Origin of the sequence: Streptomyces justiciae (assembly GCF_015163075.1) — a bacterium.
Taxonomy (GTDB): Bacteria; Actinomycetota; Actinomycetes; order Streptomycetales; family Streptomycetaceae; genus Streptomyces; species Streptomyces justiciae.
Genome location: NZ_JADDXU010000022.1, coordinates 33,714 through 60,030, shown reverse-complemented (window position 1 = coordinate 60,030; position 26,317 = coordinate 33,714). Strand labels below are relative to the sequence as shown.

Genomic DNA, 26,317 nt, shown 5'->3' with positions numbered 1-26,317 from the left:
GCCTCCCGGCCGTAGTGAGGAAGGCAACGGTCATGTCGCACACATCCCAGTCCCCCGCCTGGGCGCCCGTCAGCCGCCGCCGGCTCCTGGAGGGCGGGGCCGCCCTCGTCGGCGCCCTGGCCCTTCCCTCCTGGACCGCCGGCACGGCCCACGCCGCCGCCGAGTCCCCCGAGTGGAACGGCCGCATCGACGTCTTCCGGCTCGGCACCCAGCCGCCCCACACCACCCTGATGCCGTACGCGAGCCTCGGCCAGGCGCTCGCCGCCGACCGCACGGACTCGCCGTACCGGCTGAGCCTCGACGGCAGATGGAAGTTCGCTTACGCCGAGCGCCCCGACGACCGCGACGCCGACTTCTACGCCACCGACGTCGACGACAGCGACTGGGACACCATCCCGGTCCCGTCCGTCTGGCAGAAGCACGGCTACGACCGTCCGATCTACGTCAACATCACCTACCCCTACTGGGGCCCCAACGGCCTGGGCGAGGAGCCGCAGCCGCCCGCCGCGCCGACCCGCTACAACCCCGTCGGCCAGTACCGAAGGACCTTCACCGTGCCGCGCGCCTGGTCCGGGCGCCGCACCTTCCTGCACTTCGAGGGCGTGAAGTCGGCCCACTACGTGTGGATCAACGGCGAACTCGTCGGCTACCACGAGGACTCCTTCGCCCCCGCCGAGTACGACATCACCGATCACCTCAAGCCCGGCACCAACCAGATCGCCGTAGAGGTCTACCGCTACTCCGACGGCGACTGGCTGGAGGACCAGGACATGATCCGGCTGAGCGGCATCTTCCGCTCGGTCCACCTCTACTCCACCCCGGCCGTCCACCTGCGCGACTTCAAGCTGGACACCCCGCTGAGCGACGACCACACGTCCGCCCAGTTGTCCGTGACGGCGAGCGTCCGCGCCTACGCGGCGGGCCACGCCGGTGCGTACACCGTCGAGACGCAGCTGTACGACGCCGACGGCCACGCGGTCTGGTCCCGCCCGCTCCAGCAGTCCGTCGACGTGCAGACGGTCGGCGAGGACGAGACCGTACAGGCGGCGAGAGCCGTCCCCGAGCCGCGCCTGTGGTCGGCCGAACATCCGTACCTCTACACGGCGGTGCTGCGGCTGCGCGACCCTTCGGGCAAGGTCACCGAGACACTCTCCCACCGGGTCGGACTGCGCGAGTTCGCGCTCAAGGACGGCCTGATGCGGATCAACGGCCGGCCGGTGTCCTTCCGCGGCACCAACCGCCACGAGATGCACCCTGACCGCGGCACCGCCCTCACCCGCGCCGACATGATCCAGGACATCAAGATCATCAAGCGGATGAACATGAACTCGGTCCGCACCTCGCACTACCCCAACAACCCGCAATGGCTCGAACTCGCCGACGAGTACGGCCTCTACCTCGTCGACGAGACCAACCTCGAGACCCACGGCATCCGCGGCGAGTACCCCGGCAACCACGCCGACTGGTCCGCCGCCTGCGTCGCCCGCGCCCAGAACATGGTCCACCGCGACAAGAACCACGCCTCGGTCGTCATCTGGTCCCTCGGCAACGAGGCGGGCGCCGGCAGCACGTTCGTCGCCATGCACGACTGGATCAAGTCCTACGACACGACCCGCGTCGTGCAGTACGAGGGCGACGACCGCCCGGGCGTCAGCGACATCCGCTCCGAGATGTACGAGAGCCCCGCCCGCGTCGAGGCCCGCGCCAAGGACACCACGGACACCCGGCCGTACGTCATGATCGAGTACTGCCACGCGATGGGGAACTCCAACGGCAACTTCAAGAAGTACTGGGACCTGGTCCGCGCCCACGACGTCCTCCAGGGCGGCTGGATCTGGGACTTCGTCGACCAGTCCCTGAACTGGCAGACACCCGCGCGACAGCGGTTCACCGAAGAGGGCCCCGGCGCGATACGCGGCGAACTCATCGCCCCCGGCGGCTCGTTCGACCGCGAGAAGGGGGTCTCCGGCGGCACGGTCTTCGCCCGCGACGACCGCCTCGACCTCACCGGCTCCCTGACCCTGGAAGCCTGGATCACCCCGCACGTCCTCGGCTACCACCAGCCGGTCATCGCCAAGGGCGACACCCAGTACGCCCTGAAGCAGAGCAGCAACAACCTGGAGTTCTTCATCTACGGCGGCGGCCAGTGGGTCTCCACCAGTTGGGCCCTGCCGAGCGACTGGACGGGCAGCGAGCACCACGTCGCCGGCGTCTTCGACGCGGAGGCCGGCACCCTGACCCTGTACGTCAACGGCACGGTCCGGGCCACCCGCACCACCACGCGACGGCCCAGCAGCAACACCGCGCCGCTCGCCCTCGCCACCGACGTCGACAACATCACCCGCGAGTTCAGCGGCACCATCCGCAGGGCGCGGGTCTACGCCCGGGCCCTGAGCGCCGCCGAGTTGGCCTCCGAAAGCCGGGGCCCCGGTGACGAGGGCGTCCGGTTCTGGTTCGACGCGGCGAGCGTCGGCCGCACGGCCCAACGCCCGCGCGAGAAGACCTTCCTGGCCTACGGCGGCGACTGGGGCGACAACCCCAACGACGGCAACTTCGTCGCCGACGGCATCGTCACCGCCGACCGGGGTCACACCGGCAAGGCGGCCGAGATCAAGCGGATCTACCAGGCGATCAACGCCACCGGCGACGCGGCCGCGGTGACCCTGACCAATGAGTACCTGTTCACCAACCTCCGGGAATTCGCGGCTGGTTGGACGCTGGTGGCGGACGGAAAGCCGGTCCGCCGCGGCAGGCTGACCCGCGACCAGCTGGACGTGGCACCCTTGTCCAGCAAGGAGATCACCCTCCCCGTACGACTGCCGTCCGACCCGGCGCCCGGCACGGAGTACTTCCTGGAGCTGTCCTTCACGACCAAGGAACGCACGCCGTGGGCCGGGCCCGGTTTCGAGGTGGCCAAGGTCCAACTCCCGCTGGACGCGGGCAGCCCCGCGGTCACGCCGGTCCCCCTGGACGACGTGCCGGCCGTGACGTACGAGGACGGCGCGGCGCAAGTCACCGTCACCGGCGAGGACTTCACGGTCACCGTCGACAAGAGCAGCGGCGTGATCACCTCCTACGAGGCGGCGGGCGTCCAGCTCATCGCCTCCGGTCCCGCCCCCAACTTCTGGCGGGCGCCCACCGACAACGACCACGGCAACGGCCAGCACACCCGCAACCAGACCTGGCGCGACGCGGGCGCCCGCCGCAAGGTCACCGACGTGACGGTGGATGCCGTACGCGACAGAGCGGTCAGGATCAAGGTCAGTGGCACCCTCCCCACGACCACGGAATCGACGTACACGACCACCTACACGGTCTTCGGCAACGGCGAGATCAAGGTCGACAACACCCTGCACCCGGGGGCGAGTTCACTGCCGTACATCCCGGAGGTCGGCACGCTCCTCTTCCTCCCCGCCCGCCTGGACCGCATCCACTACTACGGCCGGGGCCCCGAGGAGAACCACTGGGACCGCAACAACGGCACCGACGTCGGACTGTACTCCGGCTCGGTCGCCGACCAGTGGACCTCCTACATCCGCCCGCAGGAGAACGGCAACAAGACCGACGTCCGCTGGGCCGCCCTCACCGGCCGCGACGGCACCGGACTGCTGGTGAGCGGCGAGCCGCTGCTGGAGGTCAACGCCTCCCACTTCACCCCGGAGGACCTCTCGGTCGGCGCCCGCCACGACTACCAGCTCACCCCGCGCAAGGAGGTCGTTCTGCGGGTGAACCACCGGCAGATGGGAGTTGGCGGCGACAACAGCTGGGGCGCCCACACGCACGACGAGTACAAGCTCTTCGCCGACCGGGACTACACCTACACCTACCGGCTGCGCCCGATCATGGACGTGGACGCGGCGACGGAGCTGTCCCGGAGGCCGACTGCGGCGGAGTGACCTTCACCCCGGCCGGAACGTGAGCGAGTCTTGTCGGTGGTCAGGCTGTTCATGAGTCCGTGGGCAGCCAGCCGTCGATGACGGCCGCGAGGTCGTCCTGGCCGTTGAACAGGTGTCCGTTCATGCCGACGGCCTGCGCCGCGCGGACGTTCTCCTCGCGGTCGTCGACGAAGAGGAAGTCGGCGGGGGCCGCCCGCAGGGCGATGACGCAGTGCCGGAAGGCGGCCGGGCCCGGCTTGGCCGCGCCGATCTTCCCGGAGAAGGCGACGTGGTCGAGGTCGCGCAGCCAGGGCTGGGCGGCGAGGAAGGCGTCCGCGTGGTCCGCCGGGATGTTGGACAGCAGGGCGACCCGGGCGCGGTCCCGCAGGTTCCGTACGTAGGTGACCATGCGGTCGTCGACGCGGGACCAGCTGTCGATGTCGGTGAGCCGTAGCTCCTCGATCGTGTCGGCCTCGGCGGGGCGGGACAGCGCGTGCAGTACGTCGGTCCAGTACGCGGACGCGGTGTGCAGGCCGGCGTCGTAGGGCGGGCGGTGGGTCCAGTAGGCCGTGGTGAAGGCGTCGGGGGAGGCGTGGCAGCGGGCGGCCATCTTCTCCAGGGCGCCCGGGCGTTGGTGGCGGGCTATGACCCCGAAGAGGTCGAAGAGCACGATGCGGTGGCGGGCTGTGGCCATGACGCGGATCCTTGCGGGCTCAGTGCCGGTGGGGCAGGGCGCGAGCGAGTGAGTCGAGGGCGGACAGCGCGTCCGGGCCCGCCGGGGCGAGTACGACGCTGGTGGCGCCGGCCGCATGGCGGGCGTCGATCGCCGCGCGGGCCTGGGCGGGGGTGCCGGCGATGCTCAACTCACGGACCCAGGCAGCGGGCATCGTCCGGGCGAACTGACGGGCGTCGGGGCCGGCCTCGCGGTGGGCGCGCAGTTCCTCGGCGAAGGGCAGGGGCGCGAGGTGCGCGGCCCACTCGGGCTCGCCGACCACCTCCAGGGCGGTGCGGACCCGGGCGAGGGCGGCTTCCTCGTCGTCGTCGACGGCGGCGGCGTCGTAGGTGACGATCTCCCGAGGGTCTGCGGAGCCCAGGTTGTCCAACGAGGCGGTGATGTACGCGGGGGCAGCGGGCTCGGCCAGGAGGAGTCCGTCGGCGAACTCGCCCGCGATTGTCTGCGACTTGGGGCCGCGGACGCCCAGCACGACCGGGGGGACGACGTCCGGGACCTCGGTGAGGACGACGCCCTCGCAGCGTACGTAACGGCCGTTGGTGGGGCCGGGCTTTCCGGCGATGAGCAGCCGCAGCGCTTGCGCGTACTCCTTGATCAGCGTCAGCGGGCTGGCGGGCCAGCAACCGGCCTGGCGCATCCAGCCGGGCATGCCGTGGCCGATCCCTGCGATGAGCCGGCCGGGGTGGAGCTGGGCGAGGGTGGCCAGTTCCATCGCGGCGAAGCCCACGTTGCGGGCACCGGCGGGCATGATGCCGATCCCGACGGTGAGGCGCGAGGTCGAGGCCAGCACGGTGGCGGCCTGGGCGACACCGCCGCGCCAGCCGAGGTCCTCCACCACCCAGACCTGGTCGAACCCCAACTCCTCGGCGCGCCGGGCGAAGGGCAGCACGTCACGGACGGGGAGGTCGCGGGGCAGCATGACACCGACCCGGCCGCGGGAGGGGTGGGCGTGGGACTCGGACATCGGGGGCTCCTTCGGTCGGTCGCTGAGCGCCCCCGGCCGTGGTGACCGGGGGAGAGGAGAGCTTGTGCGGCACGGTTGTCAGGGGCCGTGCCGCACAAGCGGTCAGTGGCTGTCGGCCGCCATCGCGGGCCGGCGGGCGCGGTCGGGTCCGGTGCGCAGGACGCCGGCGCCCACGGCGGTGGTGGCGCACAGCAGGGTGAGCAGGATGAAGGTGTGGTTGAGGGCGAGGAGGTGGGTCAGCCAGCCGATGACGGCGGGACCGGCCAGCATGCCGACATAGCCGAGTCCGGCGACCCGGGAGACGTTGGCGCCGGCGGCCGCGGGGTCGGCGTGCCCGGCGGCGCTGAACAGCTGCGGGACACAGCCCGACAGGCCCAGGCCGAACAGGGCCCAGCCGGTGAAGGCGGCCCACAGCCACGGGCCGAGGGCCACCAGCGTGATGCCGACGGCGGCCATGGCCGCGCCGTGCCGCAGGATCGCCAGGGAACCGAACCGGGCCGCGAGACGGTCGGCGAGCAGCCTGCCGATGGTCATGGCCGCGGCGAAGGTGCCGTACGCGAAGGCGGCCGTACCGGCGGACGCGCCCAGGACGTCCTTGAGATGCAGGGCGCCCCAGTCGTTCGCGGCGCCCTCGCACAACATGACCATGAGCGCGAGGACGGCCAGCAGCCAGACCCGGCCCGTGGCGCGGCCGCTCTCAGCGGGCGCCTCGGTCCTTTGGGCGGCGGGCAGTAGGGCCCGCGCGGCCATGAGCGCGATCGCGATGCCCACCGCTCCCATGGCGGTCATGGCCGCGGCAGGGTGCAGGCCCGCGCTCGCCGCGCCCGCTCCAGCGAGTGCGGCGAGGACGCCGCCGACGGAGAACGTGGCGTGGAAGCCGGACATGACGGGGCGTCCGTACGCCTTCTCCACGTGCACGGCGTGGGCGTTCATGCTCACGTCCAGACAGCCGTTGCAGAGCCCGAAGACCAGCAGCGCACCACCCAGCGTCCACGGATCGTGGGCGAGGCCGGGCAGGATCAGCGTCGCGCCGCACAGGACACCTCCGGCGGGCACCACGATGCGCGCGCCCAGTCGGTCGGTCAGCGGGCCCGCCACCTGCATGCCGACGAAGGCCCCGAGCCCGAGCACCACCAGCAGCCCGCCGAGCGTGGCGTGGCTGATGCCCACGCGTTCCTCGATCGCGGGGATCTGCACCACCCAGGTGCCCATCAAAGTGCCGCACAAGACGAAATAGACGTAGGTGGCCGCGCGGGCGGCTCGCAGGGGACGTTCCATGCCGACCACCGTAACGAACACTGGCTATGTTTGAAAACCTAGTAAATGAACAAGTTGAATGTTCGTTTCTCGGTGGTGTTCAATCGCGGCATGAGCAACGCAGACCGGCACGGGCTGATCGCGAAGACCGTCAGGGACTCCGGCCGCGCCACCGTCCAGGAACTCGCCGAGCTGACCGGCGCCTCCGAGATGACCATCCGGCGTGACCTCGACACCCTCGCTGCCCAGGGCGTCCTCGAACGCGTCCGCGGCGGCGCCCGCACGCTGCTGCTGAGGGGCGAGGAACCCCCCTTCGCACTGCGCGCCCACGAGGCGGTCGCCGCCAAGCAGCGCATCGCCGCCGAGATCTGCGCCCTCATCGCCGACGGCGAGACCGTCGTGCTCGACAGCGGCACCACCTGCCTGGAGGCCGCCCGCCTGCTGCGCGAGCGGCCCGTCACCGTGATGCCCCTGTCCCTGCAGGCCATCCACCTGCTCGCCGAGCCCCCCGGACCCGCCACCCTGATCGTGCCCGGCGGCCGACCCCGGGCCGCCGAGGGAGCGCTCACCGGCCCCCTCACCCTCGCCTCCCTGGCCGCGCTGCGCTTCGACACCGCGATCATCGGCTGCTGCGGACTGAGCACGGCGGACGGCCTGACCGCCTACGACCTCGACGACGCCGCCGTGAAGAAGGCAGCGATCGCCTCCGCCCGCCGCGTCATCGCCGCCGCCGACGGCAGCAAACTCGGCCACACCGCCCACGCCCACGTCGGTCCCGCGGGCCTCGTGCACACCCTCGTCACCGACACCACCGCACCCACCGAGGAAGTCACCGCACTCGAGGCGGGCGGAACCGTCGTCCGGACCGTCTGACCTCGCCCCCTCGGCGTCAGCCCGCCGACGTCCGGATGAAGGAGGCGGCCCTCTCGCCGATCATGATCGCGGGGGCGTTCGTGTTCCCGGTGACGAGCGTCGGCATGATCGACGTGTCCGCCACGCGGACGTTCTCCAGCCCGTGCACCCGCAGTTCGTGGTCGACGACCTTGCCCATCATGCAGGTGCCCGACGGGTGGTAGAAGGAGAACGACTGCGTGCGGATGAACTCGTCGATGTCCTGGTCGCGGTCCGACAGCGGGGCGAGCCCGGCGTCGGCGGCACTCCGCAGATCCGACTTCAACAAGGACGTCAGCCGCTGCTCCCGGGCGATGCGCATGCACAGGCGGACACCCTCACGCAGTCGGCGCCGGTCGTCGGGGTCGTCGAGGTAGTTGTGGAAGATGCGCGGCTTGGCGTAGGGGTGGGAATGCCGCAGCCGCACCGAGCCGCGGCTCGCGGGCCTTGCCACGTACGGCCCGAACGACATGCCCGGCTCCAGCGGCGCGGCGAGACCCTCGTCGCGGACGATGCCCAGCGCGGCGTGCACCTGGATGTCGGGGGCGGGCACGTCGTCGCCGGAGCTGAAGAACCCGCCGGTCTCGTTCCAGGCCATCGGGCCGGTGCCCTGCCCGCGCAGCAGCCGCTCCTCCGCGGAGGTGTCCGGTCCCAGCAGCGGCTCGGTGTCACTGAAGAAGCTGATGAAGCACCCGGTGTGGTCCTGCATGTTCCTGCCGACGTCCGGCAGGTCGTGCAGCGGGATGATCCCTCCCGCGGCCAGTTCACCGGCCGGCCCGACGCCGGACTGGAGGAGCAGATGGGGCGAGTTGTAGGCGCCGAGGGACAGTACGATCTCGCGGTCGACATGGATCGTCCGGACGGCCCCGAGGTGGTCGACCTCCACGCCGGCGGCGCGCGAGCCGTCGAAGCTCAGACGCAGGGCGGTCGTCGAGGGAAGGACGGTGAGGTTCGGACGTCCCGCGGCCGGCTCCAGGAACGCGATCGCGCTGCTGCACCGCAGGCCGTTGCGCTGCGTGACCTGGTGATAGCCCACGCCCTCCTGCTCGGCTCCGTTGAAGTCCGCGTTGTACTTGTGGCCCGCGTCCTGAGCCGCCTCGACCCACGCCGTCAGCAGTGGGTGGACGGAGCGGGGGTCGCTGACGGTGAGGGGGCCGCCGACGCCGTGGAAGTCGTCGGCCCCGCGCTCGTTGTCCTCGGACTTCCTGAAGAACGGCAGGACGTCGTCGTAGCCCCAGCCCGGGTTGCCGAGCCGCTCCCAGGTGTCGTAGTCGTAGCGGTGCCCGCGGACGTACAGCATCGTGTTCATCGAGCTGGTCCCGCCGATCGCCCGGCCGCGGGGCAGGTAGGCGCGGCGCCCGGCGAGTCGCGGCTCGGGCTCCGTCTCGAAGTCCCAGTCGTACGCCGTCTTGAGCTGCTGCGAGAACAGGGCGGGTATCTCGAACAGGCGGCCCCGGGCCGGCGGCCCCGCCTCGATCAGCGCGACCGTGACCTCCGGATCCTCGGACAGCCGGGCCGCCACCGCACAGCCGGCCGAGCCGGCCCCGACGACGACGTAGTCGTACGATTCCCTGTCCATTTCGCCTCCACAGAGCTGGTTTCCGGAGAGGCTAGGGACGCGGGACCTGCCCGGCACATGCACGAAGTGAGCAATGCGCGCGGCAGCCGTTACCCATTCCGTGCATGTGCCGCGTCCGTGCCGCTGCGTAGGCTCTCTTCGAAATGCCGCTTGAAATACCGCTTGAAATACCCGCGCCGAAGAGGGGACCCCGACTCATGTCCGACCCGGTCCGTATGGATTACACGCCCCCGGAGCTTCGGCCCGATGCCCTCGTTTCACCCGGCACCGCCGAGGAGATCAGCACTGACGTCCTGATCATCGGCTCCGGCATGGGCGGGTCCTCGCTGGCCTGGGCCCTGAAGGACTCCGGTCTGGACGTACTCGTCGCGGAACGCGGCCATTTCCTTCCGCGTGAGCCCGAGAACTCGCAGCCCGCCGAGATGTATCTCAAAGGCCGTTACAAGAACGCCGGTTATTGGTACGACGGCCGCACCGGAAAGCCGTTCGCGCCTGGTGTGTATTACTGGGTGGGCGGGAACACCCGTTTCTACGGCGCCATGCTGCCGCGTTTCCGGCGCAGTGACTTCACCGAGGTGGAACACCACGACGGTGTCTCGCGGGCCTGGCCTTTCGGGTACGACGACCTGGAGCCCTTCTACACCGCCATGGAGCAGCTGCTCCAGGTGCATGGGCAGACCGGCGAGGACCCGACCGAGCCGCCGCGCTCCAAGCCCTATCCGTATCCGGCGCTCCAGCACGAACCGGAGATCGAGCGGTTCGCCCGGTCGCTGCGCGGGCAGGGCCTGCACCCGTTCCACACCCCGAACGCCCTGAACATCAGCACGCAGGCCGATCGCGCCGCCGTGACGACCGCCGACGGCTGTCCGGACGAGACGGGCATGAAGTCCGACGCCGAGAACCGGCTCCTCCTCCCCGCGCTGCGCGACGGCGTGAAGATCCTCGCGGGTGCGGAGATCACGCGCCTGATCACCTCGCCCGACGGCCGGAGGGTCGTCGCCGCCGAGGCGCGGTACGAGGGCCGCGTTCTCCGGATCAACGCCAAGTCCTTCGCCCTCGCCGGAGGCGCCGTCAACTCGGCCGCGCTGCTGCTGCGTTCGGCCGACGACGCGCACCCCCAGGGTCTCGCCAACTCGTCAGGGCTGCTCGGCCGCAACTACATGGTCCACAACAGCACGTTCTTCGTCGGGGTGAACCCGCTGCGGACCAACCCCACGAAGTGGCAGAAGACCCTCGGTCTGAACGACTTCTACGAAGCCGGACCGGGCACGCGTTTCCCGCTCGGGAACCTTCAGATGCTGGGCAAGCTGCAGGCACCCATGCTCAAGCCCGCCCGCCCGTGGGCACCGACCTGGGCCCTGAAGCTCATGGCGGCCAGGAGCCTCGACATCTATTTGACGACCGAGGACCTTCCCTCCCGGGACAACCGGGTCCGCGTGGACGGCGACCGCATCCTCATCGACTGGACGCCGACCAACCTCGCGCCCCACCACGAACTCGTGCGCCGGGTGACCCGCGCGGTGCGCAAGGCCGGCTATCCGCTGATCTTCACCCAGCGCATGGGCATCGAGACCAACTCCCACATGTGCGGAACGGCCGTGGCCGGTCACGACCCGGCGGAGAGCGTGCTCGATCCGCTGTGCCGTAGCCACGACGTCGACAACCTCTGGGTGACGGACTCGTCGTTCTTCCCGTCCTCCGCCGCGCTCAATCCGGCCCTGACGATCGGGGCGAACGCCCTGCGCGTCGCGCCTTCCCTGGCCAGGACGACGAAGGCGTCGTAGCGGTCAGGTCCGCCGCAGTGTCGGCTTGCGCAGCAAGTCATGCCCGCGCACGGCCAGTTGGAGCCGCTGCTGGTTGCTGACCTGCGTGAGGTCGAGGCCGAGGATCTCGGAGAGCTTGTCGAGGCGGTGGTAGAGGGTGCGGCGCTGGATGAAGAGTTCCTCCGCGGCCCGTGCCTTGTTGCCACCGCAGTCGAGGAACGTGCGCAGGGTGGGCAGCAGAGGGTTCTTCACCAGAGCGTCGTGCTTGAGGAGCGGGCCGAGTTCGTCCTCGACGTACCGCCTGAGCTCGGGACCTTCCGAGAGCGCGACGAGCAGGCGCAGAGCCCCCAGGTCGTCGAAGTGACGGACTTCGGTGGTCGATGCCACCGCGGCGACGGACGCCGCGCTGCGGCTCTGGCGCAGTGCCAGCGGCAGGGCCGCCGGCTCCACGATCCGGCTGACGCCGGCCCGTACCCCGTGATCGGCCAGCAGCGTCTGGACATGGCCGGCGTCGGTGCGGGTGGGCAGGCCCACGACCGCCACGTCGAAGTCCCCGGTGTCGCCCACGACGGCGGGCCAGCCCGCCTCTTGCAGAAGGCGGGCGAGGAGGTGGTCCTTGAGTGGCTCCTCGTCGCCTGCCCAAGCCGTGACGACGATCAGGTCCCGTCCGCGCAGGTCCTGGCCGAGCGCCAGGCTGAGGGTCACGAACCGCTCTCCCGTGATGTCGCCGAGGAGCAGCCGGTTGAGCAGCGCGGTCTGGCGCTGGGAGGCGCGGGCGCCGCTCTCCCGCTCGCTCAGCAGCGAGATCGCCACGGCTGCGGCAGCCCGCTCCAGGGTGCGCAGTTCGGGCGGGCTCGGCCGCTGGTCGCCGTGCAGAAGATGAAGCCAGCCCCATGACTCGCCCCGGAGCACCACCGGCTGGCGGGCGCACGGCGCGACCTCGCGGAACGAAGCCGGCGAGGCGGTGGGCACGCCGGGCCCCTGCGCCAGGAGCGACGGGTGGCGTTCGTGGATCGCCCGGGAGTGCGCGCTCCACTCGTCCACGACCCGGTCGGCCTCCGGCGTCGCGCCCCCGTACGCCAGCATCTGATGGGCGACGTCCTCCAGCACCACGGGATGCCCGGTGCGCCGGGCCAGCTCCCTGACCACGCCGACGTAGTCCTCGTCCGCCAGGAGCAGATCCATGAACGCCTGACTGGTGGCCTCCTCGGCGATGAGCTGCTTGACGCGCATCCCGACCAGGACCTCGTGGACCTGGGCCGACGTCTCGACGAAGGGGATCTCGTCGGCGAGTCCCACCAGGGGCAGACCGACCGCCTCCGCCTCCTCGATCACCGCCTCCGGCATGGCGTCGAACACGCGCCCGGCCAGCTCGATGACGAGGACGGCCGCGTGGGCGTCCGCGAGCCGCCGGATGAAGGCACGCTGCTCAAGAGGCGTCGCGCCCATGCCCAGCCCTGCCGTCAGCAGCATCTCCTGACCGGTGAGAAAGCGGTGGATGTCAGGGATCTCGCCGGTGTGCACCCAGCGCACGGGGCGGTCCAGATTCCGCTCCCCGGCGTACACCCGCACGGTGGTGCGGGTGAACACCTCGAGCTCCAGGGCGGTGCGAACCGTCAGGACTTCAGCCATGAGCCACTACCTCGGTGTGTGCAGGACCGGCGGCCAATATTGCACACACTGTGCCTGTCGTCCCACCTCCCGTTTCCCCAGACTTCAGGTCAAGCCCGCAGGCACGACCCCTGCAAGGAGCGCAGAGTGTCAGCACAGCACAAGACCATCAAGGCGCCTGTCGCCGTGAAGACGGCGCGGACCAGCCGTCCGGAAATCGTCGAGACCGTCGCGGACGTGATAGCCGACGTACGGGCCAACGGCGACGCGGCCGTACGCCGCTGGTCGCAGAAGTTCGACGACTGGAGCCCGGAGTCCTATCGGCTCGGTCCCGACCAGATCGCCGCCGTCGTCTCCTCCGTCCCCGAGACGGTCCTCGACGACCTGCGGTTCGTCCAGCGGCAGGTCCGCGGCTTCGCCCAGGCGCAGCGGGACTCGCTCACCGCCTTCGAGGTGGAGACCCTGCCCGGAGTGTTCCTGGGCCAGCGCAACATCCCCATCGGCGCGGCCGGCGCCTACGTCCCCGGCGGCCGCTATCCCCTCACCGCGTCAGCCCACATGACCGTCCTGACGGCCAAGGTCGCCGGTGTCGAACGCGTCGCCGCGACGACCCCGCCGGACCGGGGCGCCCCGCCGCCCGTCAGCATCGCCGCGATGCACCTGGCCGGGGCCGACGAGATCCACGTCATGGGCGGCGTCCAGGCCGTGGCCGCCCTGGCCCTCGGCACCGAGACGATCGACGCGGTCGACATGCTCGCCGGCCCCGGCAACGCCTACGTGGCGGAGGCCAAGCGCCAGCTGTTCGGCGAGGTCGGCATCGATCTCTTCGCCGGACCGACGGAAGTACTGATCGTCGCCGACGACACCGCGGACCCTTTCGTGGTGGCGACGGACCTGCTGTCCCAGGCCGAGCACGGACCCGACTCCCCGACGGTCCTCATCACAACGTCCGAGGAGGTGGGCAGGCAGACCATCGCCTGGGTGGACAAGCTGCTGCCCGACCTGCCCACGGGAGACGTCGCAGGGCGTGCCTGGCGCGACCACGGCGAGGTGGTCGTGGTCCCGACCCTGGACGCCGCCTACGAACTCGCCGACGACTACGCCAGTGAGCACGTCCAGATCCTCACCGCCGAGCCCCGCGAGGCCCTGCACCGGATGCGCAACTACGGCGCCCTGTTCCTCGGGGACAAGACCTGCGTCGCGTACGGCGACAAGGTCATCGGCACCAACCATGTGCTGCCCACCCTCGGAGCGGCCCGCTACACCGGCGGTCTCTGGGTCGGCAAGTACCTCAAGACCGTCACCTACCAGGAGATCAGGGAGGCCGCGTCCAGCGCGCAGCTCGGCGAGATCTGCGGCAGGGCCTCACGCATCGAGAACTTCGAGGGACACGCGCGCTCGGGAGACGTCCGCGCCGCGCGCCACGGATCGGCCCGTCTCGACTGGACCGACCACACCTTCGAGCAGAGCTGATCCGCGATGACGGATCGCGACTTATGCCGGACCGCCGAAGCAGCCCGGCAGCCGTCCGGCAAGGAGCAATTCCCCCTCGACCCACGGAGATCGTCATGTCAGCCACGGACAACGAGGCGCACACACCAACCCCCGTAAGTCTCTCGGGCGGGACCGCACGCCCCGCATCATCGGCCGAGGACGCGGACATGCTCGCCGTACTCGGCTACGAGCAGAAGTTCGACAGAAAGGTCAGCCTGTGGGCGAACTTCGCCCTGGGCTTCGTCTACCTCTCACCCCTCGTGGGTGTCGTGTCCCTCTTCGCGGTCGGTCTGGCGACCGCCGGCGGACCGTCCGTCTTCTGGATAGGCATCGTCGGGGCCGGTCAGTTCCTGGTCGCGCTCGTCTTCGGGGAGGTCGTCTCGCAGTTCCCGCTCGCGGGCGGGCTCTACCAGTGGGTCCGCCGGCTGTGGAACGGGCGCTACGCCTGGTTCAACGCTTGGACGTACATCTGTTGCATCACCATCGGCATCACCAGCACCGCGCTGTTCAGCTCGGACTTCGTGGCCAGCCTCGTCGCCGGCACCGCCGACGAGCCCGGCATCAGCTCCACCCCCACCCAGCGGCTGTGGATCGCGATCGGCATGACCGTCGTCTGCCTGATCTGCAACTGCTTCGGCACCAGGACCCTGGCCCTGATCTCGAAGATCGGCCTCGCCGCGGAACTGATCGGCATCGTCCTCGTGGGTCTCTACCTGCTGATCTTCGAACGGCACAACTCCGTCTCGATCTTCTTCCAGACCAGCAGCTCGAACCACGACAGCTACTTCATGGCCTTCATCGCCGCCTCACTCGTCGGCCTCTTCCTCTTCTACGGCTTCGAGGCGTGCGGCGAGATCGCGGAGGAGGTCCCCAACCCCTCCCGCAGCATCCCGCGGGCGATGCAGCTGACCGTGGCCGTCGGCGGACTGGCCGCCCTCCTCGCCTTCGTCGGCTACGCCCTCGCGGCTCCGGACCTCGCCTCGATCCTCTCGGGCAAGGACGCCAACCCGATCCCCTCGATCCTGCAGAGCTCGCTCGGCATCGTCGGCACCAAGCTGGTCCTCGCGGTCACCATCACATCCTTCATCGCCGGGGTGATGAGCCAGCAGGCCGCCGCGAGCCGGATCGTCTTCTCCTTCGCCCGCGACGACATGTTCCCGGGCTCCCGCGTCTTCTCGCAGATCACCCGCAGGCACCGCGTCCCCATGAACGCGCTGCTGGCCGTGAACGTCCTTCCGCTGCTGATCTTCGTCTTCGTCTACTACTCGCCCGACTCGCTGACCAAGATCGTGGCGTTCCAGATGCTCGCCGGATACGCGGCCTTCATGATGGTCGTACTCGCCGCGCTGCGGATGCGTCTGAAAGGCTGGCGCCCCGCCGGAGCCTGGACCCTCGGCCGCTGGGGCTTCGTCGTCAACGTGGCGGCCCTGGTCTACGGCGTGCTCGGGATGGTGCTGCTCGCCTGGCCCACCGGTGACTCCGCGACCCCGTTCGTGGACCGGTGGATCGCCCTCATCGGATTCCTCGTCGTCTCGGCCGTGGGCCTGGTGTATCTGCTGACCATGAAGCCCGAGCGCAAGTCCACCGCGCCGGAAGGCGACGCGATCGTGGTCGCCGAGCGGCTGCGCAGCCGCGCCGAAGCCCTGACCCGTACAACCCGAGGGAGCACCGCATGACCCGCGTTCTGTATCTGTACGGAGGCTGGCCGGGGCACAAGCCCTACCAGGTGGCCGAGGAATGGGCCCTGCCGATCTTCAAGAACCTCGGATACGACGTCGACGAGACCCACGACATCTTCTCCCTCGACGCCGACCTCACCGACTACGACCTCATCGCCCTCAACTGGAACAACGCCCTGCTGTCGGAGGGGCTGACGGCCGCTCAGGAGTCGAACCTGCTGGGGGCGGTGGAGAACGGCACCGGGATCGCCGCCTGGCACGGCGCCGCCGCCGCGTTCCGCACGAGCCTCAAGTACCACTGGCTGATCGGCGGCAGCTTCCTCGAACACCCCGCTGGCGAAGGCGTGAAGCACCCCTACGAGGTCACCGTCACGGACCCCGGCCACCCCATCACCGCCGGTGTGAAGGACTTCCGGGTCGCGTCGGAGCAGTACTACATGTCCGTCGACCCCAACAACCACGTCCTGGCCAAGACCACCTTCACCGGCGAACACCTGCCGTGGCTGGAGGGAAAGACGATCCCCCAGGCGTGGACCCGCACCTGGGGACGGGGCCGCGTCTTCTACAGCGCGGTCGGACACGACCTCGACGACCTCCAGAACCCGGACGTCACCCGCCTGTGCACCCAGGGCTTCGCCTGGGCCGCCCGCACCTCCGACTGAGCTGCCGCCGAAAGGAAACCCACCATGCCCGTCCTCACCGGAGGCCAGATCGTCGCGCGGACCCTGCGCAACTACGGGGTCGACGTCGTCGCCGGCATCCCCGGCCACGGCATCTGGTCACTGACCGACGCCTTCCTCGACGACGAGTCCAGGATCCCCTTCGTCCAGACCTTCCACGAGCAGAGCGCCGTCCACCTCGCCGACGGCTACTACCGCGTCACCGGCCGCCCGCAGGCCGCGGTGACCTCCATCGGCGCCGGCGCGAGCAACACCGTTATCGGCATGGGCACCGCGTTCACCGACTCCACCAGCGTCCTGGTCGTCACGGGCGGCCCGCCGACCCATATGCGCGGCCACGGACTCCTCCAGGAACTCGACCGCTACACGGCCAACGACTTCCCCAAGGTGGCCGAGGCCGTCAGCAAACGGCACTGGGTCGTCACCCGGGTCGAGGAGCTCCCCTTCGTCCTGCACCGCTGTTTCAACTCCATGCTGACCGGCCGCCCCGGCCCGGTGCACCTCGAAGTCCCCATGGACGTCCAGGCCGAGGCCGCCGACGTCGAGCTCCACGACCTGGAGCGGCGTATCCCGGTCGGCCGTCAGCACCCCGACCCGGAGGCCGTGGACCGTGCGGTCGACGTGCTGCGCGCGGCCACCCGGCCGGTCATCGTGGTCGGCGGCGGCGCGATCACCTCCGAGGCGTCCGACCAGGTCCTCGCGCTCGCCGAGCGGTGGCAGATCCCGGTCGTCACCACGTGGAACGGCAAGAGCGCCTTCCCCGAGGACCACGAGCTGTTCGCGGGCAGCGTCGGCCAGACCGGCACGATGACCGGCAACGCGATCGCGAGCTCCGCCGACGTCGTGATCTCGGTCGGCTGCCGCTTCACCGACTGGTCGGCCTCCAGCTACGCCAAGGGCATCAGCTTCTCCATCCCGCCCGCGAAGCTCATCCACATCGACATCGACCCGCACGAGATCGGCAAGAACTACCCGGCCGAGGTGGGCATCGTCGCCGACGCACAGCGCGCCGTGGCCGCCATCGTCGACTCGCTCCCCTCGAAGGGCGTCGACCGGTCCGAGTACCTGGCCGAACTCGCCACGCTGAAGCAGGACTGGGAGGAGAAGCTCGCCGGCCGCCGCGACAGCGACCGCTTCCCGTTCACGTCCCAACGCCCGCTGGGCGCCCTGCGCTCCGTCCTCCCGCGCGACGCGATCATCGTCGCCGGCTCGGGCAACACCCAGGGGGCGGTCAAGCAGACGTTCCCGGTCTACTCACCGCGCACCCACCTCACCTCCGGCGGCTTCTCCTCGATGGGCTGGGCGATCCCGGCCGCGGTCGGCGCCAAGCTCGCCCGCCCCGAGAGCCCTGTGGTGTGCGTCCTCGGCGACGGCGACTTCCTCATGACCGCCCAGGAGATCGCCCTGAGCGTCACCGCCGGCGCACCGGTGATCTTCGTCGTCCAGAACAACGCGGGCTACATGTCGATCCGCGGCGGCCAGCGCAAGCAGACCTCGCGCCACATCGGCACCGAGTTCTCCCACCCCGACGGCTCGCCGTACAGCCCCGACTTCGCTGCCATGGGCCGGGCCTTCGGGCTCGAGTCATGGAAGGTCAGCGACGCCGCGTCCTTGGAGCCGACCCTGCGCAAGGCCGTCCAGTCCGGCGCACCCGCCGTGATCGAGGTCCCCACGGACCGCGACGCCGCGGGCCCCTGGGTCCCCGGCTGGTGGGACTTCCCGATCCCGGCGTACATCACCGACGAGCGCCAGGACGAGTACGACCGCATCAGGGCCACGGAACAGCACCTCTGAGAACCGCGACCGCCCGTGCGGCAGAGACCCGGCCGCACGGGCGGCTGGCTCGTGTCATGTGAGGGAACCGACGTTCCTCGCCCCCTTCGAGTCCGCCGCACCCGCGTGTACAGTGACGACCGCCTTTGACCTGCACAAAGCAGGCAGGGAGCCGACTTCCAGGAGTCCACAGTGCTGCGCACCATGTTCAAATCGAAGATCCACCGCGCCACCGTCACCCAGGCCGACCTGCACTACGTGGGATCGGTGACCATCGACGCGGACCTGCTCGACGCCGCCGACCTGCTGCCCGGCGAACTCGTCCACATCGTCGACATCACCAACGGCGCCCGTCTGGAGACGTACGTCATCGAGGGCGAGCGCGGTTCGGGGGTGATCGGTATCAACGGGGCCGCCGCCCATCTCGTCCACCCCGGTGATCTGGTGATCATCATCAGTTACGCTCAGGTGACCGACGCCGAGGCGCGGGCACTGGAACCCCGGGTCGTGCACGTGGACCACGACAACCGCATCGTGGCCCTGGGCGCGGACCCCTCGGAGCCGGTGCCGGGCTCGGACCAGGAGCGCAGCCCGCAGGCCGTACCGGCCTGAGTCAGAGACGGCCGACACCAGGAGCGTGCCCATGAGCGACGACATCGAGATCCGCGACGACCGACCGGCCGGCCGCCTGGAGGCGATCGGCGGCGGCGAAGTCGTGGGCCACATCGAGTACTTCGTCCTCGAGACACCCGGGCGCGCCCTGGTCCCCGTCCACACGATCGTGGAACCGGCCCACGAGGGAAAGGGCATCGCGGGCTCCCTGGCCCGCGAGCTCTACACCATCGCCGCGCGCGAAGGCGTGGTCGTGGCACCCCTGTGCCCGTACGTCGTCAAGTGGGCCGAACGCCACCCCGACGAGGCCCCGGCCGCCGCCCCCGAACTGCTCCGTGCGGCGAAGGAGTGGCTGAAGGCCCACCCCGACCGCTTCTGACCCCGCCGTACGGGTGACTGCCCCGCCGCGGACCGGGTAGGCGGGGGAGAAGTCCAGAGCCGACGTCACACCTGGCTGGAGGACACGATGACCAACCCCCCGACCCCGTACCCCGACCCGGTACACCCGGACCCGACCCCGGGCCCCGCGCCGACACCGGGCCCGACTCCGGAACCACCGCAGCCCCCGGCCCCGACGCCACCGCCGGGCCCGGGCCCGGGTCCGACTCCGGACCCGTCACCGATCCCGCCGGGCCCCGAGCCGGTCCCGAACCCGGAGCCCGGCCCGCCGTTGAGCTGAGGAACGGCACTTGACGACGGTGGGCGGCTGAACGCCCCCAGGGGCGCGAGGAACTGCGCGATCAACCCCCACTCAGCCGCTCCCGCCGTACCGCCGAAACCGCCCCACCCCTCAGGCGGACACCTCGGACCGGTCCCCGCCCCACAACGTGTGGAACGACCCGTCCCGGTCGGTCCTCCGATACGTGTGCGCCCCGAAGAAGTCCCGCTGCCCCTGCGTGAGGGCCGCGGGCAACCGCTCCGCGCGCAGCGCGTCGTAGTACGCGAGCGCCGCCGAGAAGCCCGGCGTCGGTACCCCCTGGCGCGTCGCCGCGACGATCACTTCGCGCCAGTCGTCCTGCGCGTCGGCGATCTCCCGGGCGAACGTCTCGTCGGACAGCAGGCTCGGCAGGTCGGCGCGGGCGTCGTACGCGGCGCGGATGCGGTCGAGGAACGCGGCCCGGATGATGCAGCCGCCGCGCCAGATCGCGGAGACGGCACCGAGGTCGATGTTCCAGTCGTACTCCTCGCGCGCGGCCGCGATCTCGTGGAAGCCCTGCGTGTACGACACGATCTTCGAGGCGTACAGCGCCTGCTCGACCCGGTCGGCGAACGCGCCCGCCTCGGCCTCGCTCAGCGGCGTGGCCGAGGGCCCGGCGAGGCCTCGGGAGGCGTCTCGGAGGGCCGCGTGGCCGGACAGCGAGCGGGCGAAGACGGCCTCGGCGATGCCGGACACCGGGACACCGAGGTCGAGGGCGATCTGCACGGTCCAGCGGCCGGTGCCCTTCTGCTCGGCCTGGTCCACCACCACGTCCACGAAGGGCTTGCCGGTGGCCGCGTCCACGTGGGACAGCACCTCGGCGGTGATCTCGATCAGGTAGGAGTCGAGGCGGCCGGTGTTCCAGGTCCGGAAGATCTCCGCGATCTGCGCGGGCGAGTAGCCGGCGACATCGCGCAGCAGCTGGTACGCCTCACCGATGAGCTGCATGTCGGCGTACTCGATGCCGTTGTGCACCATCTTCACGAAGTGCCCGGCACCGTCGGCACCGACGTGCGTCACACAGGGCGCCCCGTCCTTCGCCTTCGCCGAGATCTTCTCCAGCATGGGGCCGAGGGAGTCGTACGACTCCTTGGAGCCGCCGGGCATGATGCTGGGCCCGTTGAGCGCGCCCTCCTCGCCGCCGGAGATGCCGGTGCCGACGAAGTGGATGCCCTTCTCGCGGAGTTCGCGCTCGCGGCGCCGGGTGTCGGCGAAGTGCGCGTTGCCACCGTCGATGATCATGTCGCCGGGCTCCAGGAGCGGGGCGAACTCCTGGATCACCGCGTCGGTCGGGTCGCCGGCCTTGACCATGATGACCAGCCGACGCGGCCGCTCCAGGGCGGCGACGAACTCCTTGGCGGTCTCGGCGGCGATGAAGTCGCCCTCGCTCCCGTGCTCCTCGACGAGGGCGTGCGTACGGGACGCCGTCCGGTTGTGCACCGCGACCGTATAGCCGTTGCGGGCGAAGTTGCGGGCGAGGTTACTGCCCATGACCGCGAGGCCCGTGACGCCGATCTGCGCTGTAGTGCTCATACCGTCTGCTCCCAAAGATCCAGTGGATCGCGTAGGTCGTTATCGGTGGTGCCGGTCGTGCTGGTTAGCAGCCTACGCAGATACGGATCGGGAGCCCTGTCGTGTTCAGCCGGAACCTTCGGCTAGAACATGCTGTCCGGGAGGACGACCGACCCGCTGGGCGGGAGGGGTTCCTCGCCGCGCAGGTGGAGGATCCTGCGGGCCAGCGCCTGGACCCGTCCCAGGTACTCCCTCGGTGTCATGGCGTCGCGGAAGTCGACGAGGTCCCGCTCGGCCACGGGCGGCGGGGGGACGACGTCACCCACCAGCACGGGGATCAGCTGCTGGCGTCCCGTCCGCTGGGCGGCCAGTTCGAACTCGTGCATGGTGTACTCCGACCGGCTCCAGGCCGTGCTCACCACCGCCACCACGGTGTCGGCGCCTCGCAGACCGGCATCCAGCCGCGACGGCCAGTGGTCGCCCGCCTGCACCTCCCACGCGTCCACGAACACGGTGAGACCGAGCCGTTTGAGGTTCTCCGCCAGCGCCAGCGTCCAGTTCTCGTCCGCGTGGGCGTAGGACAGATAGACGTCGTAGCCGCCGCCCCGGGAAGTGTGCGGCCGCAGGCTGCGGGACTCCTGCCGAAGGCGCGCGGCGATGGCGCGGGCGGCTTGCGACAGGGTGCCGTCCTCCAGGTTGAACGCCTGCAAGGACTGGGCGAGGCGCGGCAGTTGGCGAATGGCCGCCGACGAGGTGACCACGGGCAGGGTGAGCCGCTCGGTGGCCGCGTTGACGGAGCGCCGCAGGAAGAGGCTGGTGTCGTGGTTCTGGGTCGGGTCCTCGCCCCCCTCGTCCACGATCATGACGAGGTGACGGCACCGGTCGACGAACTCCGCGCGGTGCTCGGGGTTCTCGCCCGCGACCCAGCTCGTCACCCCGTTCTCCAGGAACAGCTGCTGCAACTGCCGCGCCAGTCGGTACTGCGCCACGGAGTGGCTGATGAACACGTCGACCTCGAAGTCCCGCCGCGCGGCCTGCTCGGCGCCCTCCACATAGGAGTCGCGGTTCTCGATCAGAAGGCCCACGTCCTCCAGCCGGCGCGCCAGCAGCGCGGCGAGGCTCGCGATGCTGTAGGTGACCTGCTCGGCGTTGCGAGGGCTCTCGCTGAGCGCGGGCAGCAGCTCACCGAAGGACCAGACGGGGAAGTAGGGGATCGTCACCCGCTGGAGCAGTTCCCCGGGGGAGCTGCCGCGCGGCGCCCAGTCCCGCAGCCGTGGCTCCATCCGGCGGGCCAGTTCGCGCCGCCACCTCTCCCCCTCCTTGTACTCGGGCTGCGCGTCGAACCGGCTCAGCAGCGGCACGGTCAGCAGCCGGGGGCGGTCGTACGGCAGCCCGTCCCGCGCCTTCATGGCACGGTCGACGATCTCCAGCACCCCGTCCACGTTCTGGTCGTTCGCCGTGTAGGCGAAGACCAGGACATCGGGGACCTGCGCGGTGCAGATGCCGCCGGAGTCGGTGATGCCGGTGCGGCTGTCGACCAGGACGAGGTCGTACTCCCGCATCCACTCCTCGCGCCACGTCTCCAGCGTCGCGCCGAAGTCGTACTTCTCGTACAACGCCTCCCAGTCGACCTGTTGGAGCCGCGAGATGTACGAGTCGTCGCCCTTCCGGCCCGCCGCGATCAGATCCAGGCGCGCGCCCTCCGGGAGCCGCACCGAGGTGCGGTGCCGCAGGGCGGTCGCGTGGGCCGTTTCCGGTGTTGTGCGGGCCTCTTCGATCATCTCCAGCAGGCCCGCCCGGGGCGGCTCGGCCAGATGCTCGTCGAAGTAGTACGACAGCCCGGGCGCTTCCAGGTCCCAGTCCACGCACAGCACGCGATAGCCCCAACGCGCCAGCACCACCGCCGTGTTGGCGAGCGCGAAGCTGCGGCCCACTCCACCCTTGTAGGAGTAGAACGTCACGATCTGTCCGGTGTTCATCACGCTCCAAAGCGGGGGAGTCGGCCGCGGACGGGCGTGTCGGGCAGCGGAGGTCTCAGGGCCGGCCAGTCGGCGCGCCACTCGGGAACCTCCCGCAGGCGGACGGCGATGAGCTCCGCGAGACGCTGCACCTCCTGATGGAAGTACGGATACGCCTCGGAATCCTGGTACTTGGGGTAGGGCACGTTGTAGTTCTTGAATTGCTTGTGGAGTTGGCGCCGCTGCACCTCGGCCGGGAAACTCGTGCCGTCCGCGAAGACCACCGGGAAGATCAGTCCGCTGTCGTTCGCCCGTTCCTCCCGCTTCTCCATCGTCGCCCATTCCGCCGTGCACCAGGGCGAGCGGAAATAGGGCGCGGACAGCACCGGAACGAGCAGCTTGCTCCTGCCGAGCGAGTGCGCGAGCTGGTCGGGCCACGGCTTGCCGATGTGCTCGTCCAGCTGACGGTCGATGAATATCTCGGCCTTGCCGATCTCGTCCTCGAGGCAGCGTTTGAGGGCCGGATAGAAGTGGTTCCAGACCCACTCGCAGACGTTCCCCGCACTTCTGCTGTAGCTGACGAACACGTCGAACTCGTACTCCACCGCCGCCCCGTTCACCTGCGCAGTCCCCCGGACGGGACGGAGTGTAGTCGCCGGGGCGGCTCTCAACGCCCCTTTGCGGGAACGGTATTCGGCAAGAGGCGGCCGATTGCCGTCTTGTCATGGCCTGTTCGGGGCGCTTACTTTTGGCCCTCCTGACGTACGTCGTAGGGGGAGCTCCATGGCCGTACGCGGCCGGCACCGCCGGTATCAGCCGAACAGGATCAACCGCGCCTCGCTCACCGTCACGGCGGGCGGCGCCGGAATGGCGATCCCGCTCATCGGCGCCGGCACCGCCCAGGCGGCCGACGTGGACACCTGGAACAAGGTCGCCGCGTGCGAGTCGAGCAACAACTGGAGCATCAACACCGGCAACGGCTATTACGGCGGCCTCCAGTTCACCCAGTCCACCTGGGAGGCCTTCGGCGGCACCCGGTACGCGCCGCGCGCCGATCTCGCCACCAAGGACCAGCAGATCGCCGTGGCCGAGAAGGTGCTCGACGGACAGGGGCCCGGCGCCTGGCCGACGTGCTCGGTGCGGGCCGGGCTCACCCGGGGCGGGGACACCCCCGACGTCCACCCGGCCGGGGGCACCAAGGCCGCCGTGCCGGACGTGCAGCCGCAGACCACGCCCCAGTCCAGGGCCGGTTCCGCCGAGATGTACACCGTGGTCCACGGCGACACCCTCTCCGGCATCGCCGACCGGGAGGACGTCAAGGGCGGCTGGCGCGGCCTGTACGCCGCCAACCGGAAGACCATCGGCGCCGATCCGGACCTCATCCTGCCGGGGCAGCGGCTCAGCCTGCGCGGCAAGGCGGCCACGGTCACGACCCAGACGTCCACCAAGCCGGCCACCGAGAAGAAGAAGTCGAAGGAGACCGAGGAAACCGGTCACACCCTCGTCGCCCCGGTCGACGCCCCCACCGGCACCCCGTACCACAAGGCCGGTTCCGCCTGGTCGAAGGGCTATCACACCGGCGTCGACTTCGCCGTCCCCACGGGCACCTCCGTGAAGGCGGTCGCCGCCGGGCGGGTGGTCGCCTCCGGGTGGGCCGGGTCGTTCGGGTACCAGGTGGTGATCCGGCACTCCGACGGCCGCTACACCCAGTACGCCCACCTCTCCGCGATCTCGGTGAAGACCGGGCAGAGCGTGAGCGCCGGCCAGCGCATCGGGCGCTCGGGGTCCACGGGCAACAGCACGGGCCCGCATCTGCACTTCGAGGTGCGGACGGGGCCCGGCTTCGGTACCGATGTCGACCCGGTCGCCTATCTCCGGGCCGGAGGGGTCAGGGTCTGATCCAGGGACCAGGAGGCCTGCCCCCTCAGGATTTGACCCTCATGCGGTGTCGGTCGAGGACTGGCATCGGGATGTAGGAGGCGCCGTAGAGCGGGCCGACGTAGAAGATCGGGCGCTCCTCGGTGTCCAGGGCTTCGGCGTCGTCCTGCTGGGGTGCCGGTACGAGGACGTCCTCCAGGGCCGCCTCGGCCGTCGCGACGAGGACGTCCTCCCGTACCGCAGAGTCGGCCGCTGCCACCAGTACGTCCTCGCGTACCGCCGAGTCGGCCGCCGCCACCAGGACCTCTTCGCGGGCCTGCCCGGGCAGGGCCGCGAGCAGCTCCGCGGCCGAGGCGGGCACCTGCACCCGCAGCTCGTCCTCCTGCGGGTCCCGCACCGGCTCCGGGTCGCCGGACTGCGCCGGCAGCCGCACCGGCTCCTGCGGCGCGGACTCGGTGCGAGCGATCCGCTCCGAGGTGAGGAGGATCAGGCCGCCCGCCGCCACCACACCGCAGCTCAGGGCGAGCGCGGTGCCCGTGGTGCCGTAGCGGAAGGTCTCGCCGAACATCGTGATGCCGACGACGGCCGCGACCACCGGGTTCACGACGGTCAGCGTGGCCAGCGGGGCCGCGAGGCCGGCGCCCCGGTAGGAGGCCTGGGAGAGCAGCATGCCGGCCGTGGCCAGGACACCGATCACGGCGAGGGAGGGCACGTCGGCCGCCGAGACGCCGCCGGTCCAGTCGACCGCGACGGTCTTGGTGAACACCGAGGACATACCGAACGCGATACCGGACGCGGTGGCGAGCAGGATGCTGCGCACCGCCGGGTGCCGGTGGGCCGCCCGGCCCGCGATCATCAGGGCGACGACCGCGATGCCGGTGACCGTCGCGACGGCCACCCGCTGGGCGGTGTCGAGGGACTGCGCGTCGGACGCGCCGACCAGGGAGAGCAGGCCGGCGAGGCCGACGGTCGCCATGATCGCGCCGCGCCACGCGGTCGCCCCGGCCTTGCGGCCGACGAACAGCGCGGCCATGGGCAGGGCGAACACGATGGTCAGGGCGCCGAGGGGCTGGACCAGGCTGAGGGGGCCGAACGCCAGCGCCACCACGTGCAGCAGTCCGCCGAGGCCGTTCAGCGCGACCGCCGCCCACCAGCTGGGCCGGCGCAGCGGCGCGAACTGCTGCTCGGGGGAGGACACCGCGACCTGCTCCTGGACGATCGCCCCGCCGGCGTAGGCGACGGCAGAGACGAGCGACAGGACGACGGACAACGCGAGGGCGCTCATCAGCAGCTCCTCTGCGTGAAGCAGGGGTGGGTACCCCGGCGCGGCGAACGGTCGGCTTCCATGTCCAACACGATGC

At 70.5% G+C, this 26,317-nt stretch carries 19 protein-coding genes; 10 read left to right on the top strand and 9 right to left on the bottom strand.

The features are described from left to right. Nucleotides 1–32: 32 nt before the first annotated feature. Nucleotides 33–3,896 carry a glycoside hydrolase family 2 TIM barrel-domain containing protein gene (locus IQ210_RS40380; protein WP_194084268.1) on the top strand — a complete coding sequence of 1,288 codons (3,864 nt, stop codon included), beginning with the start codon at nt 33–35 and terminating at the stop codon, nt 3,894–3,896. Nucleotides 3,897–3,945: 49 nt separating this feature from the next. Here the strand turns inward: IQ210_RS40380 and IQ210_RS40375 are convergent, their stop codons facing one another. The 3 genes from IQ210_RS40375 to IQ210_RS40365 form a co-directional block, all read right to left on the bottom strand. After that, nucleotides 3,946–4,569 carry an HAD family hydrolase gene (locus tag IQ210_RS40375; RefSeq protein ID WP_194084267.1) on the bottom strand — a complete coding sequence of 208 codons (624 nt, stop codon included), beginning with the start codon at nt 4,567–4,569 and terminating at the stop codon, nt 3,946–3,948. A 19-nt stretch (nt 4,570–4,588) separates the two neighbouring features. Further along, the gene (locus IQ210_RS40370; protein ID WP_194084266.1) at nt 4,589–5,572 is read right to left on the bottom strand and encodes an LLM class flavin-dependent oxidoreductase; all 984 of its coding nucleotides are present in this window, start codon (nt 5,570–5,572) and stop codon (nt 4,589–4,591) included. Nucleotides 5,573–5,674: 102 nt separating this feature from the next. Next, complete coding sequence (locus tag IQ210_RS40365; RefSeq protein ID WP_194084265.1) at nt 5,675–6,850, bottom strand: MFS transporter; 1,176 nt, start codon at nt 6,848–6,850, stop codon at nt 5,675–5,677. A gap of 90 nt (nt 6,851–6,940) precedes the next feature. Between IQ210_RS40365 and IQ210_RS40360 the strand changes: the two genes are divergently transcribed. Next, nucleotides 6,941–7,702, top strand: a complete 762-nt coding sequence (locus IQ210_RS40360; RefSeq protein ID WP_194084264.1) for a DeoR/GlpR family DNA-binding transcription regulator — start codon at nt 6,941–6,943, stop codon at nt 7,700–7,702. Nucleotides 7,703–7,718: 16 nt separating this feature from the next. Here the strand turns inward: IQ210_RS40360 and IQ210_RS40355 are convergent, their stop codons facing one another. Further along, on the bottom strand, nt 7,719–9,299 hold the full coding sequence (locus tag IQ210_RS40355) for a GMC family oxidoreductase (RefSeq protein WP_194084263.1): 1,581 nt from the start codon (nt 9,297–9,299) through the stop codon (nt 7,719–7,721). 197 nt (nt 9,300–9,496) lie between these two features. On the opposite strand from IQ210_RS40355, the gene IQ210_RS40350 reads away from it, so the two are divergent. Further along, a complete protein-coding gene (locus IQ210_RS40350; RefSeq protein ID WP_194084262.1) occupies nt 9,497–11,083 on the top strand; it encodes a GMC oxidoreductase in 1,587 nt (528 codons plus the stop codon). 3 nt (nt 11,084–11,086) lie between these two features. Here IQ210_RS40350 and IQ210_RS40345 read toward each other — a convergent pair whose 3' ends face one another. Continuing rightward, nucleotides 11,087–12,694, bottom strand: a complete 1,608-nt coding sequence (locus tag IQ210_RS40345) for a PucR family transcriptional regulator (RefSeq protein WP_194084261.1) — start codon at nt 12,692–12,694, stop codon at nt 11,087–11,089. A gap of 126 nt (nt 12,695–12,820) precedes the next feature. Between IQ210_RS40345 and hisD the strand changes: the two genes are divergently transcribed. The 6 genes from hisD (at nt 12,821) to IQ210_RS40315 (ending at nt 19,290) form a co-directional block, all read left to right on the top strand. After that, nucleotides 12,821–14,146 carry a histidinol dehydrogenase gene (hisD, locus tag IQ210_RS40340; RefSeq protein ID WP_194084260.1) on the top strand — a complete coding sequence of 442 codons (1,326 nt, stop codon included), beginning with the start codon at nt 12,821–12,823 and terminating at the stop codon, nt 14,144–14,146. A gap of 95 nt (nt 14,147–14,241) precedes the next feature. Continuing rightward, nucleotides 14,242–15,843, top strand: a complete 1,602-nt coding sequence (locus IQ210_RS40335; protein ID WP_194084259.1) for an APC family permease — start codon at nt 14,242–14,244, stop codon at nt 15,841–15,843. Then, nucleotides 15,840–16,508, top strand: coding sequence for a ThuA domain-containing protein (locus IQ210_RS40330; protein ID WP_194084258.1), 669 nt, complete (start codon nt 15,840–15,842; stop codon nt 16,506–16,508). The genes IQ210_RS40335 and IQ210_RS40330 overlap by 4 nt, the downstream gene beginning before the upstream one ends. Before the next feature lie 24 nt (nt 16,509–16,532). Beyond that, nucleotides 16,533–18,320 carry a thiamine pyrophosphate-binding protein gene (locus IQ210_RS40325; protein WP_194084257.1) on the top strand — a complete coding sequence of 596 codons (1,788 nt, stop codon included), beginning with the start codon at nt 16,533–16,535 and terminating at the stop codon, nt 18,318–18,320. 171 nt (nt 18,321–18,491) lie between these two features. After that, entirely contained in the window at nt 18,492–18,911 is a 420-nt protein-coding gene (gene panD, locus IQ210_RS40320; protein WP_126275611.1) for an aspartate 1-decarboxylase, read from the top strand. A gap of 31 nt (nt 18,912–18,942) precedes the next feature. Next, complete coding sequence (locus tag IQ210_RS40315; protein ID WP_194084256.1) at nt 18,943–19,290, top strand: GNAT family N-acetyltransferase; 348 nt, start codon at nt 18,943–18,945, stop codon at nt 19,288–19,290. A 411-nt stretch (nt 19,291–19,701) separates the two neighbouring features. On the opposite strand, the gene gndA is transcribed toward IQ210_RS40315, so the two are convergent. The 3 genes from gndA to IQ210_RS40300 all read right to left on the bottom strand — a co-directional run bounded on the left by gndA (nt 19,702) and on the right by IQ210_RS40300 (nt 23,698). Further along, on the bottom strand, nt 19,702–21,141 hold the full coding sequence (gene gndA / locus IQ210_RS40310) for an NADP-dependent phosphogluconate dehydrogenase (protein WP_194084255.1): 1,440 nt from the start codon (nt 21,139–21,141) through the stop codon (nt 19,702–19,704). Nucleotides 21,142–21,263: 122 nt separating this feature from the next. Beyond that, the gene (locus IQ210_RS40305; RefSeq protein WP_194084254.1) at nt 21,264–23,099 is read right to left on the bottom strand and encodes a KGGVGR-motif variant AAA ATPase; all 1,836 of its coding nucleotides are present in this window, start codon (nt 23,097–23,099) and stop codon (nt 21,264–21,266) included. Then, nucleotides 23,099–23,698, bottom strand: coding sequence for a toll/interleukin-1 receptor domain-containing protein (locus IQ210_RS40300; protein ID WP_194084253.1), 600 nt, complete (start codon nt 23,696–23,698; stop codon nt 23,099–23,101). Before IQ210_RS40300 ends, IQ210_RS40305 begins: the two co-directional genes overlap by 1 nt. A 163-nt stretch (nt 23,699–23,861) precedes the next feature. Here IQ210_RS40300 and IQ210_RS40295 point away from each other — a divergent pair, with 163 nt between their 5' ends. Then, nucleotides 23,862–24,977 carry a transglycosylase family protein gene (locus tag IQ210_RS40295; protein WP_194084252.1) on the top strand — a complete coding sequence of 372 codons (1,116 nt, stop codon included), beginning with the start codon at nt 23,862–23,864 and terminating at the stop codon, nt 24,975–24,977. Between the two features lie 25 nt (nt 24,978–25,002). On the opposite strand, the gene IQ210_RS40290 is transcribed toward IQ210_RS40295, so the two are convergent. Then, entirely contained in the window at nt 25,003–26,241 is a 1,239-nt protein-coding gene (locus IQ210_RS40290; RefSeq protein WP_194084251.1) for a DMT family transporter, read from the bottom strand. Nucleotides 26,242–26,317: the final 76 nt, after the last annotated feature.

Coding starts and splice junctions, on each gene's coding strand:
- IQ210_RS40345 (WP_194084261.1), bottom strand. CDS start 12,694: ATGGCTGAAGTCCTGACGGTTCGCACCGCCCTGGAGCTCGAGGTGTTC.
- IQ210_RS40360 (WP_194084264.1), top strand. CDS start 6,941: ATGAGCAACGCAGACCGGCACGGGCTGATCGCGAAGACCGTCAGGGAC.
- IQ210_RS40350 (WP_194084262.1), top strand. CDS start 9,497: ATGTCCGACCCGGTCCGTATGGATTACACGCCCCCGGAGCTTCGGCCC.
- IQ210_RS40315 (WP_194084256.1), top strand. CDS start 18,943: ATGAGCGACGACATCGAGATCCGCGACGACCGACCGGCCGGCCGCCTG.
- IQ210_RS40355 (WP_194084263.1), bottom strand. CDS start 9,299: ATGGACAGGGAATCGTACGACTACGTCGTCGTCGGGGCCGGCTCGGCC.
- IQ210_RS40295 (WP_194084252.1), top strand. CDS start 23,862: ATGGCCGTACGCGGCCGGCACCGCCGGTATCAGCCGAACAGGATCAAC.
- IQ210_RS40330 (WP_194084258.1), top strand. CDS start 15,840: ATGACCCGCGTTCTGTATCTGTACGGAGGCTGGCCGGGGCACAAGCCC.
- IQ210_RS40325 (WP_194084257.1), top strand. CDS start 16,533: ATGCCCGTCCTCACCGGAGGCCAGATCGTCGCGCGGACCCTGCGCAAC.
- IQ210_RS40290 (WP_194084251.1), bottom strand. CDS start 26,241: ATGAGCGCCCTCGCGTTGTCCGTCGTCCTGTCGCTCGTCTCTGCCGTC.
- IQ210_RS40365 (WP_194084265.1), bottom strand. CDS start 6,850: ATGGAACGTCCCCTGCGAGCCGCCCGCGCGGCCACCTACGTCTATTTC.
- IQ210_RS40370 (WP_194084266.1), bottom strand. CDS start 5,572: ATGTCCGAGTCCCACGCCCACCCCTCCCGCGGCCGGGTCGGTGTCATG.
- IQ210_RS40305 (WP_194084254.1), bottom strand. CDS start 23,099: ATGAACACCGGACAGATCGTGACGTTCTACTCCTACAAGGGTGGAGTG.
- IQ210_RS40335 (WP_194084259.1), top strand. CDS start 14,242: ATGTCAGCCACGGACAACGAGGCGCACACACCAACCCCCGTAAGTCTC.
- IQ210_RS40375 (WP_194084267.1), bottom strand. CDS start 4,569: ATGGCCACAGCCCGCCACCGCATCGTGCTCTTCGACCTCTTCGGGGTC.
- IQ210_RS40380 (WP_194084268.1), top strand. CDS start 33: ATGTCGCACACATCCCAGTCCCCCGCCTGGGCGCCCGTCAGCCGCCGC.
- gndA (WP_194084255.1), bottom strand. CDS start 21,141: ATGAGCACTACAGCGCAGATCGGCGTCACGGGCCTCGCGGTCATGGGC.